This window comes from Rhodonellum psychrophilum GCM71 = DSM 17998, from assembly GCF_000381545.1.
Classification (GTDB): domain Bacteria; phylum Bacteroidota; class Bacteroidia; order Cytophagales; family Cyclobacteriaceae; genus Rhodonellum; species Rhodonellum psychrophilum.
Genome location: NZ_KB906693.1, coordinates 30,405 through 55,040, shown reverse-complemented (window position 1 = coordinate 55,040; position 24,636 = coordinate 30,405). Strand labels below are relative to the sequence as shown.

The window sequence follows — 24,636 nt, the reverse complement described above, 5'->3', positions numbered from 1 at the left end:
TAGATAGCATCAACAATGCAGAAACCCATCATCAAATCTCTTTCAAAGTAAAAGCATCCTCGTAACTGATTATACTTTTATGCGCTTCATTGTTAGCTAGGCGTCTTCATTATGGCTTTTAAGTATGATTTCCTGTGTTGAACAGGTCCGAAAAGTATGGGCAACTGTTTTAAGGATTTCCAATTCCAACTCAGAAAATAGGACGGGTTGGAAAGGCGCTTCTTTGATGGGCTTAAATTGTTCTCCAACACCCTTATTTAATACGGTACTCTCAATTTTAATGACACCGAAATCAATTATTTGCAACTTTAAAGTATATTCAAAAAAATTTATTTCAAATAATTTCTACCATATAATACCGTAAAATCCCCCCTTCACCCCTCTGCCACCCAATCCCCATATTGCCCTTCTGCCTGCTCAATCACCTCCTGCAGCAACTGATCCAAAGCCGAAAACTGCACCTTTCCCCTCAATTCCTTCTTCACCGCCAATCTGATCGCTGCGCGGGCGTCTTCCTTTTTCGTCCAGTCGAGCTGGAGGTTCCTTTTTACCGAAGCCACTACTTTGTGGACCAGATCCTGGATGGGGCCTTTTTCGTTGAGGAGTTTTTCGTTGGCGGAGAGGAGGTCATAGAAGGCGAGCTCGTCTTCGGTGAGGCCCAGTTCTCTGGTCCGGATGTCGTCGTTTTTGAATTCGGTGGCGATGTCCAGGAGGTGCTTGATGGCTGCGATAGAGTCAAGGCTGTTTTTGTGGTATTGGCCCAAGACGCGTTCGAGTTCTTCCTTCAGGCTTCTGTTCCTTTTAATGTTTTTGTGCATGCGGACCTTGAGCTCATCGTTGATGATCCTTCGGAGGAGTTCGATTTTGATGTTCTCTCCGCCTTTTTCTTTGACGATGGCCTGGAAGCGGTCGTCGATGATGGAGATGTCTATCTGGTCCAGATCGTACATAGACGCCAGGTCCACGATGGCATGGGATTCGATGGATTTGCTGATCAGGTCTTTGATCCGGTCGTTTTTCTGGCGCTGTGGCCCGGGTGGGGATTTGATCTTGCTGATCAGGTGCCGGATTTTTTGGATCACCGCGACCTCTTCCTGGATGGGCCAGATGCGTTCGTCGGAATTGCACATGGCCACCAACTCGGTCAACTTCCTTTCTTCCTGCAAGAATTTATCGGTAATCGGATCTGACCGCAACAGTTTGTTGACCAAAGTATTGGACCATTTCATCTTTTCAAGATCAGCCATCAGTTTGATACTTTCGATATCAAAATCTTCAAGGAGATCTTTCACGATGTCGAACTGTTCAAGACAGAGGTTAACGGCTACTTCAATGTTCAGCGTAGGTTTCCCCTCTCCCCCACTGCCCGTATACTTCTTGGTGGCTGCAGCCAGGAAGCCGGATATCCCGATAAAATCCACCACCAGCCCGTTGGGTTTTTCTTTGAATACCCGGTTTACCCGCGCGATGGCCTGCATCAGGTTGTGGCCTTTCATGATCTTGTCCACATAGAGGGTATGGGCGCTGGGCGCATCAAATCCGGTCAGCCACATGTCCCGGACGATCACGATTTTCAGAGCGTCATCGGGTGTTCTGAACCGCTTCTTGACGGCCTCCATGCTTTCCTTGGTCCGCACATGGGGATTCCAGGTCAACGGATCCTTGCTCACATTGCTGGTCATGATCACGGCCACTTCCGGGCAACCTTCCAATGCCGTGATGGCATCGTACATCTTCACACAGTTTCTCCGGCTCATGCAGATGATCATGGCCTTGCCGTCCAGCGTGGCGGTTCTGGCCCCGTAATGTTTTAGGATTTCGGCGGCAACTTTAGCCACCCGCTCTTCCGCTCCTGCTGCATCTTCCACCGCTGCCCAGACGGCATTGCTGCTTTCTTCGGCTCCTTCGGCCACTTCCTCCAACTCCCTGCTGTATTCGCCTTTGATGTTCAGTGGCACCATCTTGGGTTCATAGTAGATGGGCACCGTGGCTCCGTCTTCCACGGCCTGTTTGATGTCATAGGTATGGATGGTTTTGCCGAAGACCAATTGCGTATCGGCATCCTTACCATCTACGGGCGTACCCGTAAAACCAATAAAGGAAGCATTGGGCAGCGCCCTTCTGATGTTCTGGGCAAAGCCGCCGTCATTAAAACCATACTGGGTACGGTGGGCTTCATCGGCCATCACGATCAGATTATATCTTTCGGAAAGGACGGGATGTGCCGTTTCTTTTCCGTTTTCGAGGTCCTTGAGCCGGAACTTTTCTATGGTAGTGAAAATCACCCCGCCGCCATCGCTGCTCAGGAGTTTCCTCAGGTCATCGGTGGTATCGGCATGCTGTACATCACCCACCAGGTCCTTGCAAAGCACAAAGTTCTCATACAGCTGCTGGTCCAGATCGGAGCGGTCCACCTGTATGAGGATGGTGGGGTTTTTCATTTCCGGCAGCTGCCGCAAAATCCCGGTCAGTATGGCCATGGAAATGCTTTTGCCCGAACCCTGGGTATGCCAGACCACGCCCAGACGGCCGTCACCATGGGGTTTGATGTTTTCGAGGGCAGAGTTTACCGCCTTGTCCACGCCCCAGTACTGGTGGTACTTGGCTCCCTTCTTAATGATCTTGCCGTTATGGTCTTCGTGAAAGATGAAGTTGCGGAGGTAATTCAGCAGGGTCGCTTTGGGGAAAAGGCCATTGATAAGGGTTTCAAGTTGGAGTGCCTGATCCTGTTCGATGTCGTCCCCTTCGAGGCTTTTCCAGGGGGCATACCATTCCAAAGCGGCATTGTACATCCCGTGCAGGGCTTCCAGTCCATCGGAGACGATGCTGATGGCATTGTAATCAAAAAGCTGCGGGATGTCCAGCCCATAATGACCGATCTGCCGGTGGGCATTGTCCACGCCGGTTTCCTTGTCGAACATGTTCTTAAATTCAAAAAGGACAAGGGGCAGGCCGTTGATGTAGATCAATAAATCCGTTCTGCGGGTGTTTTTGCCGATGATGGTCATCTCGTCCGCGCAGATAAACCTGTTTTTTAGCGGATCCCCGTAATGGATGGGATAGAGATGCCTGGCTTGTTCCTTTCCCTTGGCATCCTTCCAACTCACGGAAATCCCCTGGGTCATTTTTCGGTGAAAATCCCGGTTGCGGTGATCGGTATCCATGCCCTGGTGCTGGGTGAAGGAAACCAAGGCTTCCTTGATGGCGGTAGCCGGAACATCTGGATAAGTACTTTCCAAAAACCTACGGAGTTCATCGGCCAACACTACTTTTTTAAGGTCCCTTTTCAGGGCATTCCCTTCCTGATGGACATAACCCAAATCCTGCAATAGGACGATGGCCGCCTTCTGAACAGTGATTTCGATCATCTTGCTCATAGGGCAGCGGCTAAGGTTTTCTCTGCGTCTTTTACCCTGATTTCCCCGCTGATGAGTTTGGGGAGGAGGGTGTCGCGGAGAGTGGTTAGGGTTTCAGATTGAAGTATATTCATTTTAAGTTTTAAAAATAAGGGGTCAATTTTTTCATTAAGGGAAATTACGAGTTCTTTTGGTGGCGAAATTACTTTGGTTGTATTAAAAGTTGAGGTAGTAATAGTGTCAAAAACAGATCCATATGCTCTTTGTTGAAACTGTTCAATTAATGTAGAAAACATCAAATATATTAGACCTTGCGAAAACTCGCTTTTAGAATATAGCCCATAGCAAGACTGATTCATTGCCATTGGCTTTGCAATCATTCCATATTTACCAACTGACCCTCTAGCAACTAAAATGACCGTGTCTTCTGGAAGAATTTTTGTTGAACTATTTTTTACACCAAGTTCTGATACTGATTTTTCAGTATCATTAATATAAATAGAACCTCCATTTCCTATATCTTTTGCTGAAACCCAGTTGATATTTCCGTTCCAGTAGTCTGAAATTGAAGTTTTTGGGGTGCCTCCGCTTAATAAATCTGCTAAATCTAATATTCCTTTCACTTCCCAACCCTTCGGAATCATCCCCAATTCAGAATCCACAAACTCACCGCCTTGGAAAGGCCCGAAATCCACAAACCAATGCTTGTATAAAGCCATGGCCATTTCTTCCAGGGTTTTGTTCATCTGGAGGTTGAGTTCTCTCTTATCATCTATAGCTTTTAAAATTTTACCTATTTGAATTTGGTCAGTGATAGGAGGTAAAGAGACAGTTAAAGAATTTATAGAAGTATTATTCAAACTAGCCCGAGTAGTCATGGTTGCATGTTGAGATACTTCATTTCTGAAATTAGGAGACCTTAAATAATAACCTATAAATAAAGGGTCAACTTCTACTTGTATTTTTTCTTTTAATCTAAGTCTTTTGCAAAAACCATTAAAAGTAGCATTTGGATAATCTTGTAATGCAACAGAACTCATTCCAAGCTCATGAAGTGTTTCACTTGTTCTTGTTAAAAGTATATCACCTCTTTTTATTGATCCCCTTATTTGTTCTTTTTCATTTGTATTAGCCAGATCACCAAGTTCTGTAGGTAAAAAATAATTATAAAAAACATCTTTAAATGTGACAAATGGACTACCAAATCCAAACTGATCTCTAGCTTTAGAAAGACCTGATGAAGTTTCATACAATTCAAAAAATCTGTAAGTTTTCCAATTTTCTAACATTTATTTCAATTTTTTAAGCCCGTTTGCCTGGAGCAAAGAGGTCATTTGGGAAATGGATATTTCGTTGAGCTGTTTTAATCTTTCCGCCTGTGTCATGCCATTATGGATAAGCATGGCATTGATGCTTTCCATATTGGATAGCACTACTAATTGTTCAATGGAAGCCATGTCTCTGATGTTTCCTTTTTCATTGGGATTTAGCGTTCTCCATTCCCTGGCTGTCATTCCAAAGAGAGCCATGTTTAAAATATCCGCTTCATCGGCATATACATATTTGATCTGATGGGGATTTAAAATCTGAGGAATTAATTTCTCCTTTACGGCATCGGTATGTATGGCATAATTAACTTTGGAAAGCATTCTTTGAAAATTCCAGGTTAATTTCCCAGGGTCTTCTTCCTCTTTTTTGAGTCTTTGAAACTCTACAACCAGATATAGTTTAAATTCTGCACTAATCCACGAGGCAAATTCAAAAGCAATGTCCCTATGGGCGAAAGTGCCCCCATATCTCCCTGTCTTAGAAAATATTCCAATGGCATTGGTTTGCTCTATCCAGCGTTTTGGCGTCATACTAAAGCTATTGGAGCCCGCTTGGTTTTTAATTCCATCGAATTCGATGGAATTAAAATCGGGATTGTTCAAATGTTCCCAAAGTCCTAAATATTCAAGTGTGCTTCTGTTTCGCATCCAGTTTTGAAGGATATAATCACTTCGGGTGGCATCCTTTTGCCTTGCGATGTCAGTCAGCGATATATAATCGTCCTCATTTATTTTGGTGACCCAAACAGCTATGCCTTGCACCTCTATTTTATGATTTTTTGACATATCAACTTGGGTTAAATCAAATTTTCATTGTGCTGTTTTTTTCAATTCAACAATTCATAGTCGGAAATCAAAAGCCCAGGGGATAAATGAAGTTTTTCGTTCAGGTTTCGGATCATTTCCACGGTCAGCCGCCTTTTTCTGTTCAAAACTTCAGATACCCTGCTTTTTCCGCCGATGATATTTACCAGGTCTTTTTGCTTGAGCTGCAGCTCTTCCATGCGTATCTTAATCGCTTCGATCGGGTCCGGAGCTTCGATCGGATATTTCTTCTTTTCATAATCATCCACCATCAAAGCCAGAATATCAGCCTCATCGCTTTCCACGGTTCCCACCGGGGCATCAAATATTTTTTCAAGCCTCATTAGAGCTGCCTGATAATCGTCTTCTGTTTTTATTGGCCTAAGTTCCATATTGCATCTTTAAATCGTATCTGCATTAATTTTGTCATATTCACTGTGGGTTCCGATAAATCTGATGAAGATCCACTGTTTTTCGAAATTGAATTTTGCTACCAAACGATATGCATTCCCCTTGATGTTGAATACTATCCTGCTGTCTTTAAGTATGCTTGCATTGGCGTAACTTTGTTTCACATCATTGGGTGTTTTCCAGTCCGCATCAATTGCCGTATCATACCAGGTTTTTAGATACTGCTCTGTTTCGGGATGTTTCTCCCAATAAGCTCTTAAAGTACTTTTTGCAAAAATTCTTTCCATTATTTTCAGCTTATGCAAAGATAGGATAAAATTCTCAATTTGGGAACTTTTAAAACTATAGATTATAGTGCTATTGCCTGTTTTTCATATGCTTACAATTTTTCAAAATTAGCCAATATCTTCCTTTTCAGTTCCTCCCCCTTTTCAAACTGCTCGAGCAAAGTGGCCTTCAGCCCGGCCATCTTTTCTTCAAAGGGAATACCATCATCTTCTTCCGATTCGGTGCCTACATAAATGCCCGGCGTCAGTTTGTAATCCTGTTTCTGTACTTCCGCCAGGGTTGCGGCTTTGCTGAAACCGTCTGTGTCGGCATAGGGAATGGACTGGTTTGCTGCATTCACTTCGGCCGTATTCCGCCATCGGTGGTAATTATCGGTTACCTTACTGACATCTTCATCATTGAAAACCCGCAGTTTACGGCTTACCATCGCTCCCATTTTGGAGGCGTCTATAAAAAGGATTTCTCCGCTCCGCTCGCGGTGAATGCCGTCCTTGCCATCCCGGTTTTTGCTCAGGATAAAAAGACAAGCAGGAATGCCGGTGGTCAGGAACAACTTGTCCGGTAGCCGGACGATGCAGTCCACCATGCTCTTGTCCACCATGTGCTGTCGGACGTTTTTCTCGCCTTTTGTATTGGAAGTCATGGCGCCGTTGGCCATTACGATGCCCGCGGTGCCGGTATCGCTGAGGTGGTGACAGAAGGTCTGCATCCACATGTAATTGGCAGAGCCGTCGGTGGTGAATTCCTCCTTGGGACCAAAGAGTCGCGGATCCCCATCCGGCAGGTCTTCGGGATGCCAGTTGCTGACGTTAAAGGGCGGGTTGGCGATGATAAAATCCGCCTTCAGCTCCGGAAATTTATCATCCAGGAGGGAGTTGCCCAGCTTGATGTCAAAGGAGAGGTTGCGCAGCATCAGGTTCATCAGGCAAAGCCGCAGGGTCTGCGCCGTCATCTCCTGCCCGTAGATGGCAATGTCTTTTTTATTGCCGCCATGCTCCTGGATAAACTTCAGGCTTTGGACAAACATCCCGCCGCTGCCACATGCCGGATCAAAGATCCTTCCCTTGTAAGGTTCCAGCATTTCCACCAAGAGGCGGACGATGCTGCCCGGCGTGAAAAACTGTCCTGCACCCGAGCCTTCCGCCATGGCAAAACGCCCGATATAATATTCATAGATCCTGCCCAGGATATCACTCTCCGGGTTTTCCTTTTCTGAGAATTTGGGATGGGAAAGCAGGTTGATGATCCCACCTGTCTGCTTCGGGGACAACTCACTTCTGACAAAAATCCGGGGCAGCAGGTTGTTCAGCTGGGGATTATAGCCCGTCAGCAGTTCCTGGATCACATCAAAGGCATCATCGACCTTTACTTTGATATCATCCTGCTCCGCATTGTCCTTCAGGTATTGCCAGGAAGCCGTTTTGGGGATTTTAAAGGTGTTTCTGGACCGGTATTCGTCATTGTCTTCCAGCACATAGCTGATCTCCTCTTTGTCATTGGTATAATACTCGGATTTTGGATCCCGGAGTAAGTTCAGGATCTTCTCATGCACCAGCTCATACCGCTCGCTGAGGTGCTTCAAAAATACCAGCGGCAAAATATAGTTCTTTTAATTATTCTCAGATACAGCCCCTCTCAGTTCGTTTGCCGCATCCCAGAGTTCCTTCTCAAAATCGATGTCTGCCTTTGCTATTTATTGTATTGCGTAATTTCTTTAATGGGGTGGATTAGTTAATCAAACAATATGGTTGGATTTTCTTGATTTGGCAAGTGGAAAGGGAAAATAGGGAGGTGATTTTGTGGAAAGAGAGAATTGGTTTGGGTTTAACCCGTTTTATGCAATGGGAATGCCGATGGTATATTCTTTTTATTCCTGTTCCGCTTACCAGTTTAACTTGATTTATGCATTGCGAATGCCTTTCAAAACTTTATTTATCTGATCATTGGTCCGTTGTTGGCTTATATTGACTTCACCCTATCGGTATCAGGAATTGGTCTGCCAATTGTCGGATTTTCTTTCAATTTCAACCCCATTTGGAAACCTCTTGCATTTTTCGGGTTGAATGAATAGTGCTTGATTAAGAAACCAAAACTTGATTTTTCAAGAAATTATCACGGCAGTATTGGATGGATCTCCCCTCCCATGTGCCTCCGGTAGCTTCATTTTGTTTGCTCCCCTAAAAAAATCCGGAACAACTCCCTTCATTCACCAACCTCCGGCACTGCACTGCAAGAGTAGCCCACTATTCCGTTCCGCTTCGCTGCATGCCAAAGTGGACTACACTTGGTTTTGCCTCCCCACTCCTACCGAAGTTTTTGGAAGAAATAGCTTTTGATCCAAAAAATAGGGCCTGTTCCGGTTCTTTATAGGGATTCATAAAAACTGATTCCCGTCAATTTCAACCTTTGTTTGTACTCCTGTAGAGCCTTTAAAAACCTTTCATAATTTTTATTTTCCAAAGCAGTCCAACCCACCTCAGCATACGCAATCAACCTTGGGAAAATCTGTTTTTCCAAGGCTTCCACATTGGGGGTCCATTCCGTCCACATTTGGGTTCCCGTTCCGAGTATATTTTTGTGGTATTTTTCTTCCAAATCATCCGGTATTGGATTGAAGGCATAGGATTTAGAAAGAGGCAACCGCTCGTAGGTATAGTCCAGATAAGTATCCCAATGATTGGAATTTACCACTTGATAGCCCCCTTCAACTGCCTTTTGGATCAAGGAAAGGTCCCCTTTCCAAAAATGAACGATGGAGGATGAAGCCAATTTCTGTTCAACAGCATCCTGTGATTCTTCCCTCTCCTCGTGGATGTCATCTCCCATGATCTCATTCCAACCCATCATGCGCTTACCGGCATTCTCAAGATAATTTGAAATTTGATTTGTAAAGTATATCTGTAAATCCACAGGAGATTTCAGGTTTTCCTTGGCCATAAAGGCTTGAATTTCATCTGACTTGATCCAAGACTCATAATTCACCTCATCTCCTCCAATATGGATGGCTTCCCCCGGAAACAATGAAATCACTTCATCCAATACATCTTTCAAGAAACCCACTACTTTTGGGTCAGAAATATTAAATGAATCTGGCATTTTACCGAAAATCTCCGGAACTGTTTCTGTAGTCCCCAGCGCTCCAAGCCAAGGATAACCTGCGATGGCAGCCATGGCATGACCGGGCATTTCTATCTCCGGGACTATGGTGATATGCCGCTCTTGTGCATAAGAAATTATTTCCTTTATTTCTTCTTGGGTATAGAAGCCTTCATGAGATTCCCCGTATCGCTTTTCACTGCGGTATTCCATCTGGGTATCTTTCCGCTTTGCTCCTTTTGCTGTAAGCATTGGGTATTTTTTGATTTCTATCCGCCAGCCTTGATCATCGGTGAGATGCCAGTGGAAGGTATTCATTTTCAACAAAGCCATTTGATCCAAAAGCTTTTTCACTTCCATACCCCCCATAAAATGCCTGGATTCATCCAGCATAAAGGCGCGCCACTGAAATCTCGGCTTGTCGGTGATTTCCACATAGGGTATCGTGATGGTTTGACTTTCTGAACCCTGTTCAAATGTCACGGGCAATAATTGCTTAAAGGTTTGCACTCCATAAAAGATCCCTGTGGGAGTGGCTGCCTCTATGGTTATTCCATCCCCCTGAACACGGAGCCGATACCCTTCGACGCCTAACTTCTCTATCAAATTGTTTTCCAGCACCAGTTTCAAACCCTCTCCTATTGGCCGAATCGCAGCTTTCCTTCCAAATCCTTTTTCCAAAAAATCAGCCAGATATTCGGCTTCATTTTGAACCTCACTTGATGCAATAATAACCAAGTCACTTTCAAGAACCATCTCTCCAGACCCATATTCCAGCTCTAATGGATGTGGAATAATCTGCGCTTTTGAATTGAAAATGGTTCCGCAACATACCGTGAGAAAAGCGAGTAGGTAAATGATGTTGTTTTTCATATTTGAGAATGAGTGAATCTGCTTCGAACTATTGAATGCTTGGATCATGTGCGTGAATAGACAATTTTTCCTGCCTTTATCGTCTGGACAATATTTATTTTGCCTTCTACTTGTTCAAAAACCATTAAATCGGCTTTTTTACCGATTTCTAATCCAAAAGAAGGCCTTGCCTTTATTGCCTCCAGGGCTTTAATGGAGGCCATATCAATAGCTTTGGCCAGAGAAGTTATTTGGCGGTTGCTTAGATTTTCTATGCAGTCAAGAAGGGACTTGGCCGATCCGGCCAAAAAATCCGGGGAATCTTTCATAAACAGCCTGCCCTGTTGATCCAATTCAATATCTCCTCCAATGTGGCTATGATACCTGCCGGGTTTCATTCCTGCAAACTTTGTTGCATCGCTTACCAATACAGTCATTTCGGGCTTTACCTTCAGCAATACTTTTAAGAGGGAGTCGGGCAAATGAAAACCATCGGCAATGATGGTGGACCATAGACCTTCAGAAGCAAGCTGTTCCCAAATATAGTTCGAATGTCTAGGGAGCATTGCATGGGTTGCATTACCCAAATGGGTTGAGATGGACGCACCGGCGGCTACTGCTTCTTGGATTTGTGCGGGACTTGCAGCGGTGTGACCAATAGCGACGACCACACCCCTGTCCACACACTTACTGATAAACGCAGTTGATGCTAACCATTCGGGGGAAAGTGTGATCATCTTAATTTTTCCTTCGGCGATTTCTTGCCATTTACAGAAAAGATCCCAGTTGGGCGCTTGGATAAATTCAAGCGGATGTGCTCCTCTAGGACCATTCTCTTTTGAAAGGAATGGTCCTTCAAGGTGGATTCCTCCGATTGTTTCCTTTATTGACTTCTCCTTGAAGGCATGGACGATGTTTTTAATGGAATGCCTGATGTTTGCATCACTGTTTGTGATTAATGTGGGAAAATAAGTTGTGACGCCAGTTTCCCATAAATATTTTGTGATCAGCTCGACATCCTCAATATTGGTGTCTTCTTGATTGAAATCTTTTCCTCTGAAGCCATTCACCTGAAGATCTACCAATCCTGGTGCTATCCAATAATTATTCTTACTGCTTTTGATTTCGGCAATATTTGAAATGATATCCTGCTCAATATCAACCCGAATTGTCTTCAGCGATTTATAGTGCAGACCTTCCATACTGTGTTTCATAGCTTATAGGTTTTTCTCAATTCTTCCCAGGTTCATGTGAAGTTCATTTACTTTTTGAGGGACTTTTCTTTTATTAAAATATCCACAAATCACAAATAACAAAAATGAAACTAAAATTGGTGAACCAATCTCAATGGATAGAGAAGCAATTGGGATTACTTTGAGGAGAATGAATGTCAATAAACCTCCGACAATCGAAATGATGGCAACCCTCCCGTCACTTTTCCTGAAAGCAGGCAATAATCCCAATATCATGGGTATGGCGATCGGACCCAAAAGTGCTGCAAACCATGAAATGATCAAGCCGAATACACCTCCGAAATAACCAGAGTTCAATGCCGTGAGGATCGTCAATATTGTAAAAGAAAGTGTTGTTATTCGTGCAAGCCGCAAGAGTTGACTTTTAGAATAGGTTTTGATTGAAGGAAAAATAACGGGAAGAATATCCCGACTGATCACCGCCGAAACTGTATTGGAATCAGAAGCCGTCATGGATAATGTGTTGGCAAACAAAGAGGCCAGCACCAAACCCACCAAACCAGATGGCAAAAATTCCAAAACCATCATGCCGTATGAAAGGGTTGGATCAGCCATGTTTTCAAAAAAAATAGGCGTGGCAAACATCGGATAAAGCAAAATCAAAGGCCATGTAAAATAAAGCAGGGATGACAATATTGCTGCTTTTTTGGCCATTTTTCCCGAAGAAGTTGAGATAAATCTTGTGGCAAGATTCCAAGTGCCCCCACTGTAACTAAAGAAATTAATCACCAGCATCACGAGTGCAAAAGTGATGGTGTAAGGATCATTGAAAAAATCGGAATTTCCGGAGGGAAGCCTGTCCCACATCGTCACGATACCACTGATTCCATCGTCGAGTTTGAGTAAAATCATGACAAACATCGTGAGACCCGCAAGCAGCTGGACAATAAATTGTCCAAAATCATTCCATACATCGGCCCAAAGCCCCCCGATGGTAATGTAAACCAGAGAAACCAATCCGACCAAAAGGATTCCAAAAGCAATCGAGGTGCCGCTAAATACATTCAGGAGAACGGCTATGGCGGCGAGCTTCCCTCCTGTATCAAAAATTTTGATGATCGTTCCCGTCCAGGCGATCAGCTGTTGCGTAGGCAAATTATATCTTATCAACAAATACTCCGTAGGCGATTGGATTCCGGCGTAAATCCTCAACCTTGACCACCTTGGCGCTATGTAAAATGCAGCGATCATGGTGGAGAGTCCCACTGTAAAGGCCCACCAAACATATAAGGTGAATCCATGTGTGTAGGCAATTCCAGCATAAGCGACGAATACTGCCCCACTGTATCCAGAGACATGGTGGGAAATACCTGAAAGCCACCAGGGCAACTTCCCTCCTGCTGTATAAAAATCAGCGGAGTCTTTTACCCGGAAATACGCCCAAAGGCCAATTGACAAAAGCATCAGGAAATAGACAAACAGAACAATCCAATCGAGTAATTCCATCCTTATTTCAACTTTGACAAACGGTTGTGAAGCACAAGAATCTGCTGTGTTCTTAGCTTGTTTTGATCCTCCAATTCCGAGTCATACAAAAATCCTTTATTCAACTGCGTGAATCTCTCGCTCAACACCTTGGCATCCTCCAATATCTGTTCCAATTGACTTACCAATTCAGGCGTCATCGATTGTAAAAAAGTCTCTGAATTATAAATTGCTTCAATTTCTTTAAAGTCTAAATAATGCATCCTCAGGTCGGCCATGAGTTTGAAATGAGCAAATTCATGGTCATTGTTTTTGGTGGAAACTTGAACCAATTCCTCTCTTACTTTCCTGAAATTTTCCTTCATCTCCTCTATGTTCTTGCTTTTTTCAGGCTTCCCATTGACAATAAGTTCAGGCGGAAATGATAAAAAAGCCCATAATTTCAAAGATTCATTTTCACTCAGTCCAAATCGCTCATGGCCATACCGAAGAATAAATTCCTTGGCATCAATTGGTTTGCTGTTTTTCAAGGATTCCGCATAGCTGGCTATCAAAATTCTAAATCCAGACATAGGATAGGTATTTCTAATCTGTGTCATGTCCACCACATCATATCCCACATCCCATGTAAAGCCGTACAACCCGGTAGTTGACCATGAGGTCATGACCATCCCTGTATAGTTGTTTTCTCTTGCATGGGGAATGAACTCTCTTTGGTTTTTGAAGTGTGTTGGCCAATCTGTTACGTACCAGTTGTCCGGATGGCTCCGAATGGAAGGAGCTCCCCAAAAGGAATATCCTAATTTCTGAAGATTCGGAATATCTCCGAAATGATTGATCTTCCAACCATAATTCCAATCAATAAAAATTGTCTCACTTGGCAGTTCTGCTGCTGCTTCAGGATACTTCAAAATGATATCCGCCCACATCAAAGGAGTTTTCCCCATTTCTATGACAATGTTTGTGATCATTTTCATGTGATCCACAAACAATTTTGATTTCCCAACTTCGCTTACCCGCTGACGACAAAGTTCACAATGTCCCAAAAGGTAGGTTTCATCTCCTCCTATGTGGATAAAGTCAGAATTGTGGGTCTCTATCAAATCTCTAAACAACTCCGTAAACAGCTCCTTGCTTTCCTCAGTTTTCAAGGGACAGATTTGTGAGATATCCTTTCTGTCTTCTTTTAAATGACTATATCTCGGGTTTCTTAAAATATACTCGACGTGCCCTAAACTTTGTTGCAGGGGCACCACTTTGATTCCAAGCGCTTCACAAAATTCAATAAACTCCACTACTTCCTCTCGGGAGTAAGAATATTCATTTGAAATAGTGGCATGCTTGGCAAAAGGATATGTCCCTTCCCATTCAACGATTAAGGTGTTCAAACCAAAACCCACCATTTCCTCCGCAAAGGCCTTGAGTGCATCGGGAGTCATTACCTGGATTCTAAGATCAAGGTGAAACCCTTTAATTTTGAAATCCTCCTCTTTTGAATTTACCGACTCCCCTGCAAAAGACAGAGGAATATGAGCAGCTGTCAATAGAACAAGGCATAAAATGGTTAAGAGTTTTCTTCTAATCATATCGGGATGAAATTTGATTGGCTTTTTTTGTTGGGGTATTTTCTGTGAATGCAACCTATATATAGCTTTCTAGCTGCAACCTTAGGCTTTCCGAGCTTCCTCTAGATCCTTTAAATCTAAAGGAAGCCCATGAAAGCATTCTATGATTCAACCTTCAAGTTCAGGAATCGAAAGACCCTTTGCTGCGTCTTTATCAAAATAAAACTTACAATTTGGATGCGTGGTCAGGATTGACGCAGGACATGAATGGGACAGGGGACCCATAAGCGTGTTTTTTACCGCTTCGCTTTTGTTGGCTCCCAACACCACGCAAAACAGGTGTTTTCCTTTCATCAGCGTAGGTACTGTCAGTGTGAGCGCCAATTTCGGGACATCCTCAATTGTTTCAAAGCATCCATCATTGACTTGTTGTATCCTACACTCTTCATCCAGTTCAACTGCCTTGATCGTTTCCGGATCTTCAAAGTCTGCTACAGGGGGATCATTGAAAGCAATATGGCCATTTTCTCCTATTCCCAAACAAACTATATCAATCTTGTCCTTATGGATCAATCTTGAATATCTTGTGATTTCATCCTGTGTTTGGGCATGTGTGTCGATTAGATTGACCTCTTTCAGTGCCACTTTTGAAAATAATTTTTCTTCAAGGAATTTGGAAAACAATTGGTTTGAATTTTTGGGCAGGCCTATATATTCATCCATATTCATTGCCACTACTTTTTGCCAGTTGATTCGCTTAGACGCTGCCAAATACTCAAGCATACCACTTTGAGAAGGCGCAGCCGCAAAGACAATCCGAACAACATCCTGATTGTCCAGTAATTTGAGTATACAGTTTACAACTGCTTTTCCGGCGGCTATACCCACTTTATTTTGTTCTGAAAAGACTTGGACGTCTTTTTGAAAATCTGTCATTTTTTTAAATTTTTAATGAAACAGGGGGCAAAGATTCATCCTCGGTTATGGAGAAAAAGCTCACCTGTCTCAGTACCAATTGAAAAAGAAAATATTTTACTGAATGGTGATCAATACGTCGAACGCATCCAATCTGGCACCGGCCCTATCCCTTGCTGATAACACAATTTTATCGGTACTCCCATTGCCATCATTGATATAAAGGAGATTCATGACATTTATATCATTCTGGGTAAATCGGTCACCAACCTTCAAAATACTTGCTCCTCTAACCAGAAAACCTCTTTCCGGACCTTCTACGACAGTATAGATGATGTCATTGACGGATGCTCCTGAGATTTCAAGCATCTCTTTGTTCCAGACAAATGAACTTCCAGATTCGACCGTAAAACCTGCATTGGTCACAAATTCCAGAGCGCTATCCCCAGTCGCAATGGTTGCGATCAACATTGGAGGTGCAATCGTTGGGTGCTCTTTGGAAGCGAGATCGTTTGTTTCGTCCTTGGTAAATTCACCATCCAGCATAAATGTCACCCTTCCCAATGAATTTTGGGCAGAAAAGAAATCCGTTATATCATAATTGAATGCAGTTATTTTTGTGGTTTTTAGCGTCGCAATCGGACCATCATCCGGAAGGGTGGCATTGTTCCAGTTCAGCCCCATTTCTGTCCAGGTGGTGTCCTTCACGTGGTAAAGGTCCAAATCATTATTTCTGGCGTGTGTAAATACAACCCCAATTTGAAATCTCAAATCAGTGATTACACCTTCAGTTTCAAGCTCATTTAAATCAAACATCAAATAGGCTCTTCTATCAAAATCCCCTGCGCCGGTTACGTTTTTCACTCTCAGAAGAGGATTTGTCCCGAAATTCGCATTCGATTGAGCACCTCCATTCACAAAGCTATCAAAAAGAGGAAAGATGGTGTCTGTTCTGACCGATGGGTCCAAAGCATCGAAATTCACAGAGGGGGCAGAGAAGAAAACAATTGAATTGACCACATGGATCACTCCATTGGTGGGCTCCAAATTTGAGGTGGAGATTTCCCATTGTCTGCTGGTATTTTGATTGATTAGACCTATGAAATTTGTATTGTGAGACAAGAATATTGACTGGCCACTTTCTGTTTCGTAAGAAATGGGAAAATTGCTTTCAAATAATTCAGGATCTGTAAACAATACTTTGGCCTTCACAATATGGTACCTTAAAACATTTCTTAAGATAGGAACTGGAACTTCGGATAAACTGCTGTAGGCGTTACTCTGAAGATAAGTAGTAAAAGCGGCATTTGTAGGCGCTATAAATGTCCTGATTGACTCACCAGCATAAACACCCTCAAGTCCAGTCAACTCAATAGCATTTTTCAACATTGAGAACGAATCATTTGTCTGAATAAACTCCAAAGCCGACACGCCCAAGTCACCCGTTGTCCCTGATTCCTTATAATCGAAATTATCCTGAATCACACAACTGAAGCACATGCTCAAGCCAGCCAAACACATGACTACAAAGGATATGGATTTTGTAAATTTTATATTTTTCATCTTGATAGATTTAGATTGTACGATACTAGAGGCATCACATTATTTATTGATAAAATAAATTTTGCGAAAGGTTTGGATTCCTGTTCAGGGCATCTTCGTGGATTGGCCAAAGTAGATTCCGTTCATCGTTTAATCCATTGATTGGATTCATGACTTCTATTGCCTTTCCAGTTCTAACCAAGTCAAACCACCTGTGTCCTTCAAATGAAAGCTCTATTAATCTTTCATGTAAAATAGCAGACTCTACATCGCCATATAAATTGGTGGCTCCAGCCTCATCCAAGTTCGCAAGCCCCGCCCTGTTTCTGATGGTATTCAATAAGGAAAGCGCCTCAGCAGTTTGCCCCATCTGATGGTGGGCTTCAGCTTTTAATAGCATAATATCCGCTAATCTGAAGAGAACGATGTTTTTATCTGAAGGGTCCGGACTTTCGTCACTGAAACCTTGTCCAAAAAACTTCCATATTTTCCGTGGCTGAGTTTCGGCAACATCATAAATCAAATCTTGCCTCAAATCCCCATCTTCAAAAGAATTCCTGAAAGATTGACTTGGAAAGAAATTACTATCCGATCCGAGTGCATAGAGTACCCTCAATGAATTCCTTTGAACTTCATTGTAGCCAATTTCAAAAATACTTTCATTGGTATATCCCTGGGTAAATATCCGTGACCAATCATTCATTGGTACCAATGCGTACAGATTGTTTGCAAGTACTTTTTCAGCCGAACCAATGGCATTGGGATAATCTTTCTTCCACATGTAAAGGTGTGTCAGCATTGCCTCCGCGGCCCCTCTGGTAATCAAAATTCTATTCCGTTCTCCACCAAAACTTGCTCTGCAATTTTCTGAAGCAAAAATCAAGTCTGCTTCAATTTGATTCAAAACCAGCTCTTTATCAGACCTTTCCGGAAAAATATTCTGCTGAACGCTTTCATAAGGCTCTAAAATCAAGGGAACATCACCCCATACTCTTACCGCATAGAAATAAGAAAGTGCACGCAGCGCTCTGGCTTGGCCCACAAGCTGTCGTCCAAACTCGTTGTCATCTTCCAACACGGTAGGGATATACTTGATTGCATAATTTGCCCTACTGATTGTTTCATAAAGATTGTTCCATCTCGCAGATGCCAAAATAGAATTCAACGTGTTCTGCTGAAGAAGAAAGGGATCACCTGCCTGGTTTGTATTGACAGCATCGGCTCGACCTTCTCCCCACAAGGAGAAATTTGTGGAAAATGTAGCCTGTACAGCGTCATAGATTCCATAAACACCAGCCTGAGCGTCACTTGATGTCTTGTAAAACCCTTGAGCTGAAAAGCTGCTGATGGGGTCTCTTTGCAATAAGTCATCTGAACAAGAATAAATGCTCAGCAATAAAATTCCTAGAAATATCTTTAATGTATTTTTCATAGCTGTATTTCTTTATAACCCAATATTTAAACCTAGGATAATGGTACGGCTCTGAGGGTATGAACCTTCATCAACTCCTACTCTCAATCCACTATAAGAATTTACATCAGGATCATACCCCGTATAGTTTGTCCAGGTGATCAAATTTGTAGCTGTCACGTAGGCATCCAATTTGGAAATCTTCCAACGATTCAGCATTTTATTTGGCAAGCTATATCGGAAATGTACATTCTTGAGCTTGATATAAGATCCATCTTCAACCCATCTGCTTTGAATTCTGCTCATCGATTGCAAAGGATCATCTCTGACAGGCTTGGGATAATCTGTTATGTCACCTTGCTGTCTCCACCTATTCAAGGCGTCTGTAGAAAGGTTATTGTATCTGACAATTGAATTTCTTTGGTGATTGATTTCACTGTAGATATCATTTCCATAAGAGAATTGGAAGAAAACACTTAGGCTGAAATTTTTATAGGTGAAGTCATTGTTGATCCCTCCAAAGAAATCCGGGGTAGCATTCCCGATCACCTGCCTATCGTTTTGGTCTATAAAACCATCTCCATTGACGTCGTGCCAAATCGGATCTCCTCCTCTGTATGCAGGGCCTTGCGCTCCGTTTGTAATCCCGTTGACATTGTCTTCATCACTGGCGTAGACTCCGTCAAACCTCCAACCATAGAAAGTTCCAATGAGAAATCCTTCTTTCAAAATGTGAAAAGCGCCATTTTGGATAAAACCATTTGTCAGCAAGTTGTCGGGCAAATCTTTTACACTATTCCGATTGGAACTGATGTTAAAACTTGTTGACCAGCTATAATCCAGAGTGGAAACATTCCGTGTGGTCATCAACAATTCTATTCCCTTATTTTGGATGCTTCCAATGTTTTGGGTGATGAAATCAAAGCCTGTCTCTCTTGGAATTGGCACATTGTAGAGCAAATCATTGGTATTCTTGATGTATGCATCCACATTGATCATCAGTTTATTTTCCCAAAAAGAGAGATCCAGTCCGGCATTGTATTGCGTAGTGGTCTCCCATGTCAATCCGGAGTTGGGCATCACAGAGGGAGAAGCTCCTGAATAATCCAGGTAATTGGTCCCAACTAAAAACTCACCCTGTGAAGTATAGTTGCCAATCGCTTCATTTCCGGTTTTCCCAGCACTAAAACGAACTTTACCATCATCCATGAAATTCACATTATCAAAAACGCCTTCATCTGAAAATCTCCATCCAACCGATGCAGATGGGAAATACCCGAACCTGTTATCTTTACCAAATCGGGAGGATCCATCCGCACGGATATTTGCTTCAAACAAATATTTCCGCTCAAAATCATATGAAACTCTACCAAAATAAGACAACATGGAGTGTTCGCTGGCAACGTTGACACCTTGATTGGAAATCGTACCGGCACCGTTCAGGGTCCTGATATTATCACTTGTAAAAAAGAGCCCATCCAGACCTGTACGTTCATATTTCCAATCTTGGTAACTAAATCCTGCAAGTGCTCCAAAATTGTGACTTGTTCCAAACTGCTTTTGATAAGTCAGGATGTTTTCATTTGCCCAAGTCATGTTGTTAGATGACCTCACTGAACCAGTATTGTATCCTTCACGAAAGTCAAGTGTAGAAGGGATAAAGGTGTCTTCCTTCATGGAGACAAAATCCACATTGATACTACTTCTGAATTTTAAACCCTCAGCAATTTTATATTCTGCGTATTGACTCGCAATCAGCCTGTTACTTTTGTTCAAGTTGGTCGAAAGCTGTGCAAGGCCTACCGGGTTTCTTCTTCCCAATTGATACCCATTGAGGGATCCGTCAGGCAAATTCATGGCAAATGTTGGCGGCCGTATCAACAATTCTCTCACGATACTTAAGTTCCCGGATCCAGCAGCATTAGACCTATTGTTTACAGCATTTGTATAGGACACACTTTGCCCAATCGTAAGCCTGTCGGATACATCAAAATCAACATTAAGCCTGGAAGTGATTCTTTTATAATTGGAATTTAAAATAACCCCATCTTGATCAAAGAAAGAGGAACTCCATGCATATCTCACGTTGTCAGAACCACCTCTTATTGAAAAATCTATATTGCTTTGTTTCGCCACACGAAACATTTCACTTTGCCAGTCAAAATCACCATTGTTGATAGCGCTTAATGAATCAAGAACCGCAGGTATTATTTGCTCTGAACTGTTTGCATTTCGATAAGAATCCAAAACAGCACTCCTGTATTGACTTGCGTTCAAGACACCCAGATTTCTGGAAACAGTACTGATGCCTGAGTTAAAGTTCACATCCACCTGGGGTTTACCTGATCTCCCTCTTTTGGTAGTGATCATGACTACTCCATTTGCGGCACGTGACCCATAAATCGCAGTAGATGCGGCATCTTTCAAAACTTCAATCGATTCTATGTCTGTCGGATTAATATCCGCCAAGGGATTCAAACCAAAATTCTCCGTTCCGTTTAATGAAGAAGACACGTTTGTCTCTATCGGCACGCCATCCACTACATAGAGTGGGGAATTTCCCGCATTTAAGGAGGAATTGCCTCTGATGTTAATGGTCATCCCGCCACCAGGTGCTCCGGAATTTGATGTAACCTGAACCCCTGCTGCCCTACCTTGTAAGACTGAAATCGGGTCTTGGAAATTTGTTTTCGAGATTTCATCACTGCCAACGGATACAACAGCACCTGTTAAATTCCGCTTTTCTTGAACTCCATAGCCGATTACTACAAATTCATTCAAATCACTGGTCGATGATTGCAAGGATATATTCAGTTCACTGAAATTTCCTACCCGGATTTCTTGTGTTTCAAAACCCAAATAAGAAAATCTTATTATATCTTGACCTGAAATATTTCCCAACGTGTACAAACCATCTAAATCAGCTGACGTGCCGTTTGAGGTCCCCTTTACCAATACACTTGCCCCAAAAATGGGTTCTCCTGTTTTACTATCTGTAATTTTACCCTTAATGGTAATGCCAGGGGTTTGTGCATATCCTGAAATTGAACAAAAGAACATGACGACAAGAGAAAGTCCTATTTTGAGTGCTAAGCGACTGCCCATATATTTAAATAGGGCATTTCTGATTCTTTGGCTCATAGAATTGAAGTTAAATGTGTTTCAATAGAATTTTATTTAAGTACCTGCTTCAAATGTAAAATTTTAGACAATATCATGCAAACGTTTGCATGATATTTTTCAAGAAAGAGCGGGGAATTTTTGAATAATTAGTCAAAATCAGTAAATAAAACAGGCTAAACAGCCTTTTATTCACATAAACACATATAATAAAAAAATTAAAATTTTCATTATATTGCAAACGTTTGCAACCAGTAACTTTATGAAAAAAAAGAGAATTACCCTCGTTGACCTTGCAAAAGAACTGGAATTGGCTGCCTCAACTATTTCCAGGGCTCTTGACAATCACCCCGGAATAAGCATTGAGACAAAAGAAAAAGTCTTAAAAAAAGCAGAAGAACTGGGTTTCACAAGGAACTCAATCGCCTCAAGTTTCAAGAAAAACAAAACTTTGACGATTGGAGTGATTGTCCCACGAATTGACATCCACTTTCACTCTTTGGTCATCAGTGGTATTGAGGAGTTTGCCTACAAAGCGGGTTACAATGTGACTATTTTTCAATCAAGGGATTCCTTAGAAAGAGAAAAGGAAATCACCAAAATCCTCCAAAACAAAATGTCAGAGGGTGTAATCATTTGTCTAGGAACAGAAACCAATAGTTACGAGCATTTTGAAAAGCTCAACAGAATGAAAGTGCCCTTGGTTTTTTATGACAGGGTGCCTACTGGTATGGAAGCGAATAAAATCGTTATCAATGATTTTGAATCTGCCTTCAAAGCAACTGAACATCTTATCGAAATCGGTTGTAAAAGAATCAGTCATATTGGTGGTAACCAATCTACAGGTATCTTCAAAGCAAGATTTGAAGGCTATAAGGCTGCATTGACAAAGCATGATTTCCCAATTGATGAAAGTTTGATCTATTTCACAAAAGACTTGAGTTATGAGGAAGGAGCCCTTTTCGCAGAAAAACTAGTTGATCTAGTTCCCAGACCTGACGGTGTTTTTTGTTCCAATGACTATACAGCTGTCAGTGCCATTCAGGTTTTTCAAAAAAAGCTGGTCAAAATCCCGGAAGAAGTCGCTATTGTCGGATTCAGTAATTATCCTATTTCAAAAATCATAGAACCGCATCTAACAACCGTAAACGATCGCGCTTTCGAAATGGGTTTGGCGGCTGCAAAATTATTGATTGGTCAAATTGAGGAGGAGGAAGAAATCATTCAAACTGAAATCATCACCATTAAAACAGAGCTTTTGATTCGAGAATCAAGTTCAAGATAATTTCATTGGTGACTGGAATCCAGCAAGATTGGAAACCCTTATTTTTAATTTCAAAGCTGAAAAACTTAATTTATTGTAGCAGGAATTATTCCAGCCTGTTTTTGATAATGATGCCCTGATCTTCCAGCTTCGAAAAACATTCCTTTACCTCAAGCTTTTCCCATTTTCCTGAATGTTGGATGGCAAGTTCTGCCAATGCCGACGGTTGGATTCATTTGGAAAGACGTTCATTGGACACTTTGGGAAGTTGGAAAAGGCTTTTCAATTTTGCTTCGATGCTTATTTTCAGTTCTTGCAGTTCCTTTAGACGCAAATCCGGATTTGTTGATTTGATTGGTATTTTCATGTCAATAATTAAGACTAATATTTTGAATGACCTCAGTCGGGTAAAAAATAATTTACGGTGAAATCCACTCCTGTTTACTCAAATATTTTGTAACCAATTGAATACGGAACTCTCCCACTCCCTTGAATGGACAAAAACCCAAAAGACCCGAGGATGCATTTTCTTCCGCCCCTACTTTTTCAATGGACATTTTAATAGTCACAGCTTTTTTGTGGCCAAGGCTTCTCCCTAAATTTTACCAAATAGGCCTATTCAATGCCTATTCATTCCCTTCAATCCTTGACAGTTCAAATTTCTTCCGCTTCCAATTCTTGGACTAATCCAATGAGAAGGCTCTAAATGCTACCGCATCAGATAAATTTATTTCAGAGCCACACCTGTTCCGTTCCCGGTTACCAATGATGACCCATACAAAGATGGGGGGGTCTGTCCAAATGCCAATGGTCAACTTTGCCCTGTCAAAAAAATAGGGTTTTCCTAAAGGAAGCCTTTCACGATTTTTCTTTCATGCTCTTGTCTCAAGTGACTAATTTGACCCCCCAGTGCCTGTACTGGGTAAGTGATATTATGTCCAAAACAGAAAATTTTCTCAAAAAATACTGGTCATCAAACAGTCAAAAAGCCTTATAAACCAATAATAATCATACTGATCAAATTAGTAAGCAATTCACCCTGCACTTGCCATTCCATTTACCTCCCATGGGAAGGCAGCCGCTAGACAAATGCAAAGCATTCAAGAATTCCATTAAAATAAAACCATACAATCTCAAAAAGCCCTGATAGATTTTCACATCAATCAGGGCTTGCAGATAGCGATCGGCCTCATGGGCTTTTCACTAGTGGGCTAAATGTTGGCGCTTCGGGCTTTTCTCAAGCAGGATTGCTCTTGCCTGAACGCTAAGTTGCTTTTTAACTTACCCGTAATCACTAATTTTTTTATGCAGCACTTTTTTCCAGCAATGCCAATAGTTTTTTGGCTGCCTCTTCGCTGCTTGCGGGATTTTGCCCCGTGATGAGCATACCGTCTTCTACCACATAAGAACTCCAATCACTGGCCTTGGAATACTTGCCGCCCTTTGCTTTCAATTCATCTTCCAGCAGGTAGGGCACCACGTCTGTCAACTGTACGCCTTCTTCCTCGGTGTTGGTGAATCCAGTCACTTTTTTTCCTTTCACCAATGGCTCACCGTTTTCATCTTTCACATTCAATAAGGCAGACGGCGCATGGCAAACTGCTGCAACAGGCTTACCCGCTGCCCAGAAGCTTTCGATCAATGCGATAGAATTTTTGTCTTCATACAAGTCCCACATCGGGCCATGGCCTCCAGGGTAAAAAACCGCATCAAAATCTGCGGCATTCACCTCAGCGAGTTTTTGAGTGTGCGCTACTTTTTCTTTCAATGCTGCATCAGCATAGTACCGTTTCGTTGCTTCTGTTTGCGCATCTGGGGCTTCGCTTGCGGGGTCGATGGGTGGCTGACCACCTTTGGGCGAAGCAATGGTAATATCAACTCCCTTATCAGCCATTGTGTAATAAGGCGCGGCAAACTCTTCCACCCAAAAACCGGTTTTTTTTCCGGTGTTGCCCAACTCGCTATGCGAGGTAAGTACAAATAATATTTTCATGATTTTGAATTTT

At 42.4% G+C, this 24,636-nt stretch carries 16 protein-coding genes; 1 reads left to right on the top strand and 15 read right to left on the bottom strand.

Features of this window, described 5'->3' with window-relative positions:
- Positions 1-374: 374 nt before the first annotated feature.
- From F824_RS0122185 to F824_RS0122105, 14 genes are all read right to left on the bottom strand, one after another.
- Positions 375-3,377 carry a type I restriction endonuclease subunit R gene (locus tag F824_RS0122185; RefSeq protein ID WP_019600140.1) on the bottom strand — a complete coding sequence of 1,001 codons (3,003 nt, stop codon included), beginning with the start codon at positions 3,375-3,377 and terminating at the stop codon, positions 375-377.
- Entirely contained in the window at positions 3,374-4,645 is a 1,272-nt protein-coding gene (locus F824_RS0122180; protein ID WP_019600139.1) for a restriction endonuclease subunit S, read from the bottom strand. The genes F824_RS0122185 and F824_RS0122180 overlap by 4 nt, the downstream gene beginning before the upstream one ends.
- Complete coding sequence (locus F824_RS0122175; protein WP_019600138.1) at positions 4,646-5,470, bottom strand: KilA-N domain-containing protein; 825 nt, start codon at positions 5,468-5,470, stop codon at positions 4,646-4,648.
- A gap of 41 nt (positions 5,471-5,511) precedes the next feature.
- Positions 5,512-5,880 (bottom strand): helix-turn-helix domain-containing protein, encoded by a 369-nt coding sequence (locus tag F824_RS0122170; RefSeq protein ID WP_019600137.1) that lies wholly within the window; start codon positions 5,878-5,880, stop codon positions 5,512-5,514.
- A gap of 9 nt (positions 5,881-5,889) precedes the next feature.
- Positions 5,890-6,186, bottom strand: a complete 297-nt coding sequence (locus F824_RS0122165; RefSeq protein ID WP_019600136.1) for a type II toxin-antitoxin system HigB family toxin — start codon at positions 6,184-6,186, stop codon at positions 5,890-5,892.
- Between the two features lie 92 nt (positions 6,187-6,278).
- Positions 6,279-7,784, bottom strand: coding sequence for an HsdM family class I SAM-dependent methyltransferase (locus tag F824_RS26735; protein ID WP_236613244.1), 1,506 nt, complete (start codon positions 7,782-7,784; stop codon positions 6,279-6,281).
- A gap of 767 nt (positions 7,785-8,551) precedes the next feature.
- Positions 8,552-10,156 (bottom strand): beta-N-acetylhexosaminidase, encoded by a 1,605-nt coding sequence (locus F824_RS0122140; RefSeq protein WP_022582324.1) that lies wholly within the window; start codon positions 10,154-10,156, stop codon positions 8,552-8,554.
- A 44-nt stretch (positions 10,157-10,200) separates the two neighbouring features.
- On the bottom strand, positions 10,201-11,349 hold the full coding sequence (locus tag F824_RS0122135) for an N-acetylglucosamine-6-phosphate deacetylase (protein WP_026333862.1): 1,149 nt from the start codon (positions 11,347-11,349) through the stop codon (positions 10,201-10,203).
- A 3-nt stretch (positions 11,350-11,352) separates the two neighbouring features.
- Positions 11,353-12,834 carry a sodium:solute symporter family protein gene (locus F824_RS0122130; RefSeq protein WP_019600129.1) on the bottom strand — a complete coding sequence of 494 codons (1,482 nt, stop codon included), beginning with the start codon at positions 12,832-12,834 and terminating at the stop codon, positions 11,353-11,355.
- Between the two features lie 2 nt (positions 12,835-12,836).
- On the bottom strand, positions 12,837-14,399 hold the full coding sequence (locus tag F824_RS0122125; RefSeq protein WP_033405569.1) for a family 20 glycosylhydrolase: 1,563 nt from the start codon (positions 14,397-14,399) through the stop codon (positions 12,837-12,839).
- Between the two features lie 147 nt (positions 14,400-14,546).
- Positions 14,547-15,314: a 6-phosphogluconolactonase gene (locus tag F824_RS26410; RefSeq protein ID WP_019600127.1), complete on the bottom strand. Its 768-nt coding sequence runs from the start codon at positions 15,312-15,314 to the stop codon at positions 14,547-14,549.
- A 96-nt stretch (positions 15,315-15,410) separates the two neighbouring features.
- Positions 15,411-16,856 carry a CBM96 family carbohydrate-binding protein gene (locus tag F824_RS0122115; RefSeq protein ID WP_026333860.1) on the bottom strand — a complete coding sequence of 482 codons (1,446 nt, stop codon included), beginning with the start codon at positions 16,854-16,856 and terminating at the stop codon, positions 15,411-15,413.
- A 43-nt stretch (positions 16,857-16,899) separates the two neighbouring features.
- The gene (locus F824_RS0122110) at positions 16,900-18,267 is read right to left on the bottom strand and encodes a RagB/SusD family nutrient uptake outer membrane protein (RefSeq protein WP_019600125.1); all 1,368 of its coding nucleotides are present in this window, start codon (positions 18,265-18,267) and stop codon (positions 16,900-16,902) included.
- 12 nt (positions 18,268-18,279) lie between these two features.
- Positions 18,280-21,387, bottom strand: a complete 3,108-nt coding sequence (locus tag F824_RS0122105; protein WP_019600124.1) for a SusC/RagA family TonB-linked outer membrane protein — start codon at positions 21,385-21,387, stop codon at positions 18,280-18,282.
- A 241-nt stretch (positions 21,388-21,628) separates the two neighbouring features.
- On the opposite strand from F824_RS0122105, the gene F824_RS0122100 reads away from it, so the two are divergent.
- Complete coding sequence (locus tag F824_RS0122100; RefSeq protein ID WP_019600123.1) at positions 21,629-22,651, top strand: LacI family DNA-binding transcriptional regulator; 1,023 nt, start codon at positions 21,629-21,631, stop codon at positions 22,649-22,651.
- Positions 22,652-23,933: 1,282 nt separating this feature from the next.
- Here F824_RS0122100 and F824_RS0122080 read toward each other — a convergent pair.
- Positions 23,934-24,623 carry a type 1 glutamine amidotransferase domain-containing protein gene (locus tag F824_RS0122080; RefSeq protein WP_019600119.1) on the bottom strand — a complete coding sequence of 230 codons (690 nt, stop codon included), beginning with the start codon at positions 24,621-24,623 and terminating at the stop codon, positions 23,934-23,936.
- Between the last annotated feature and the right edge of the window lie 13 nt (positions 24,624-24,636).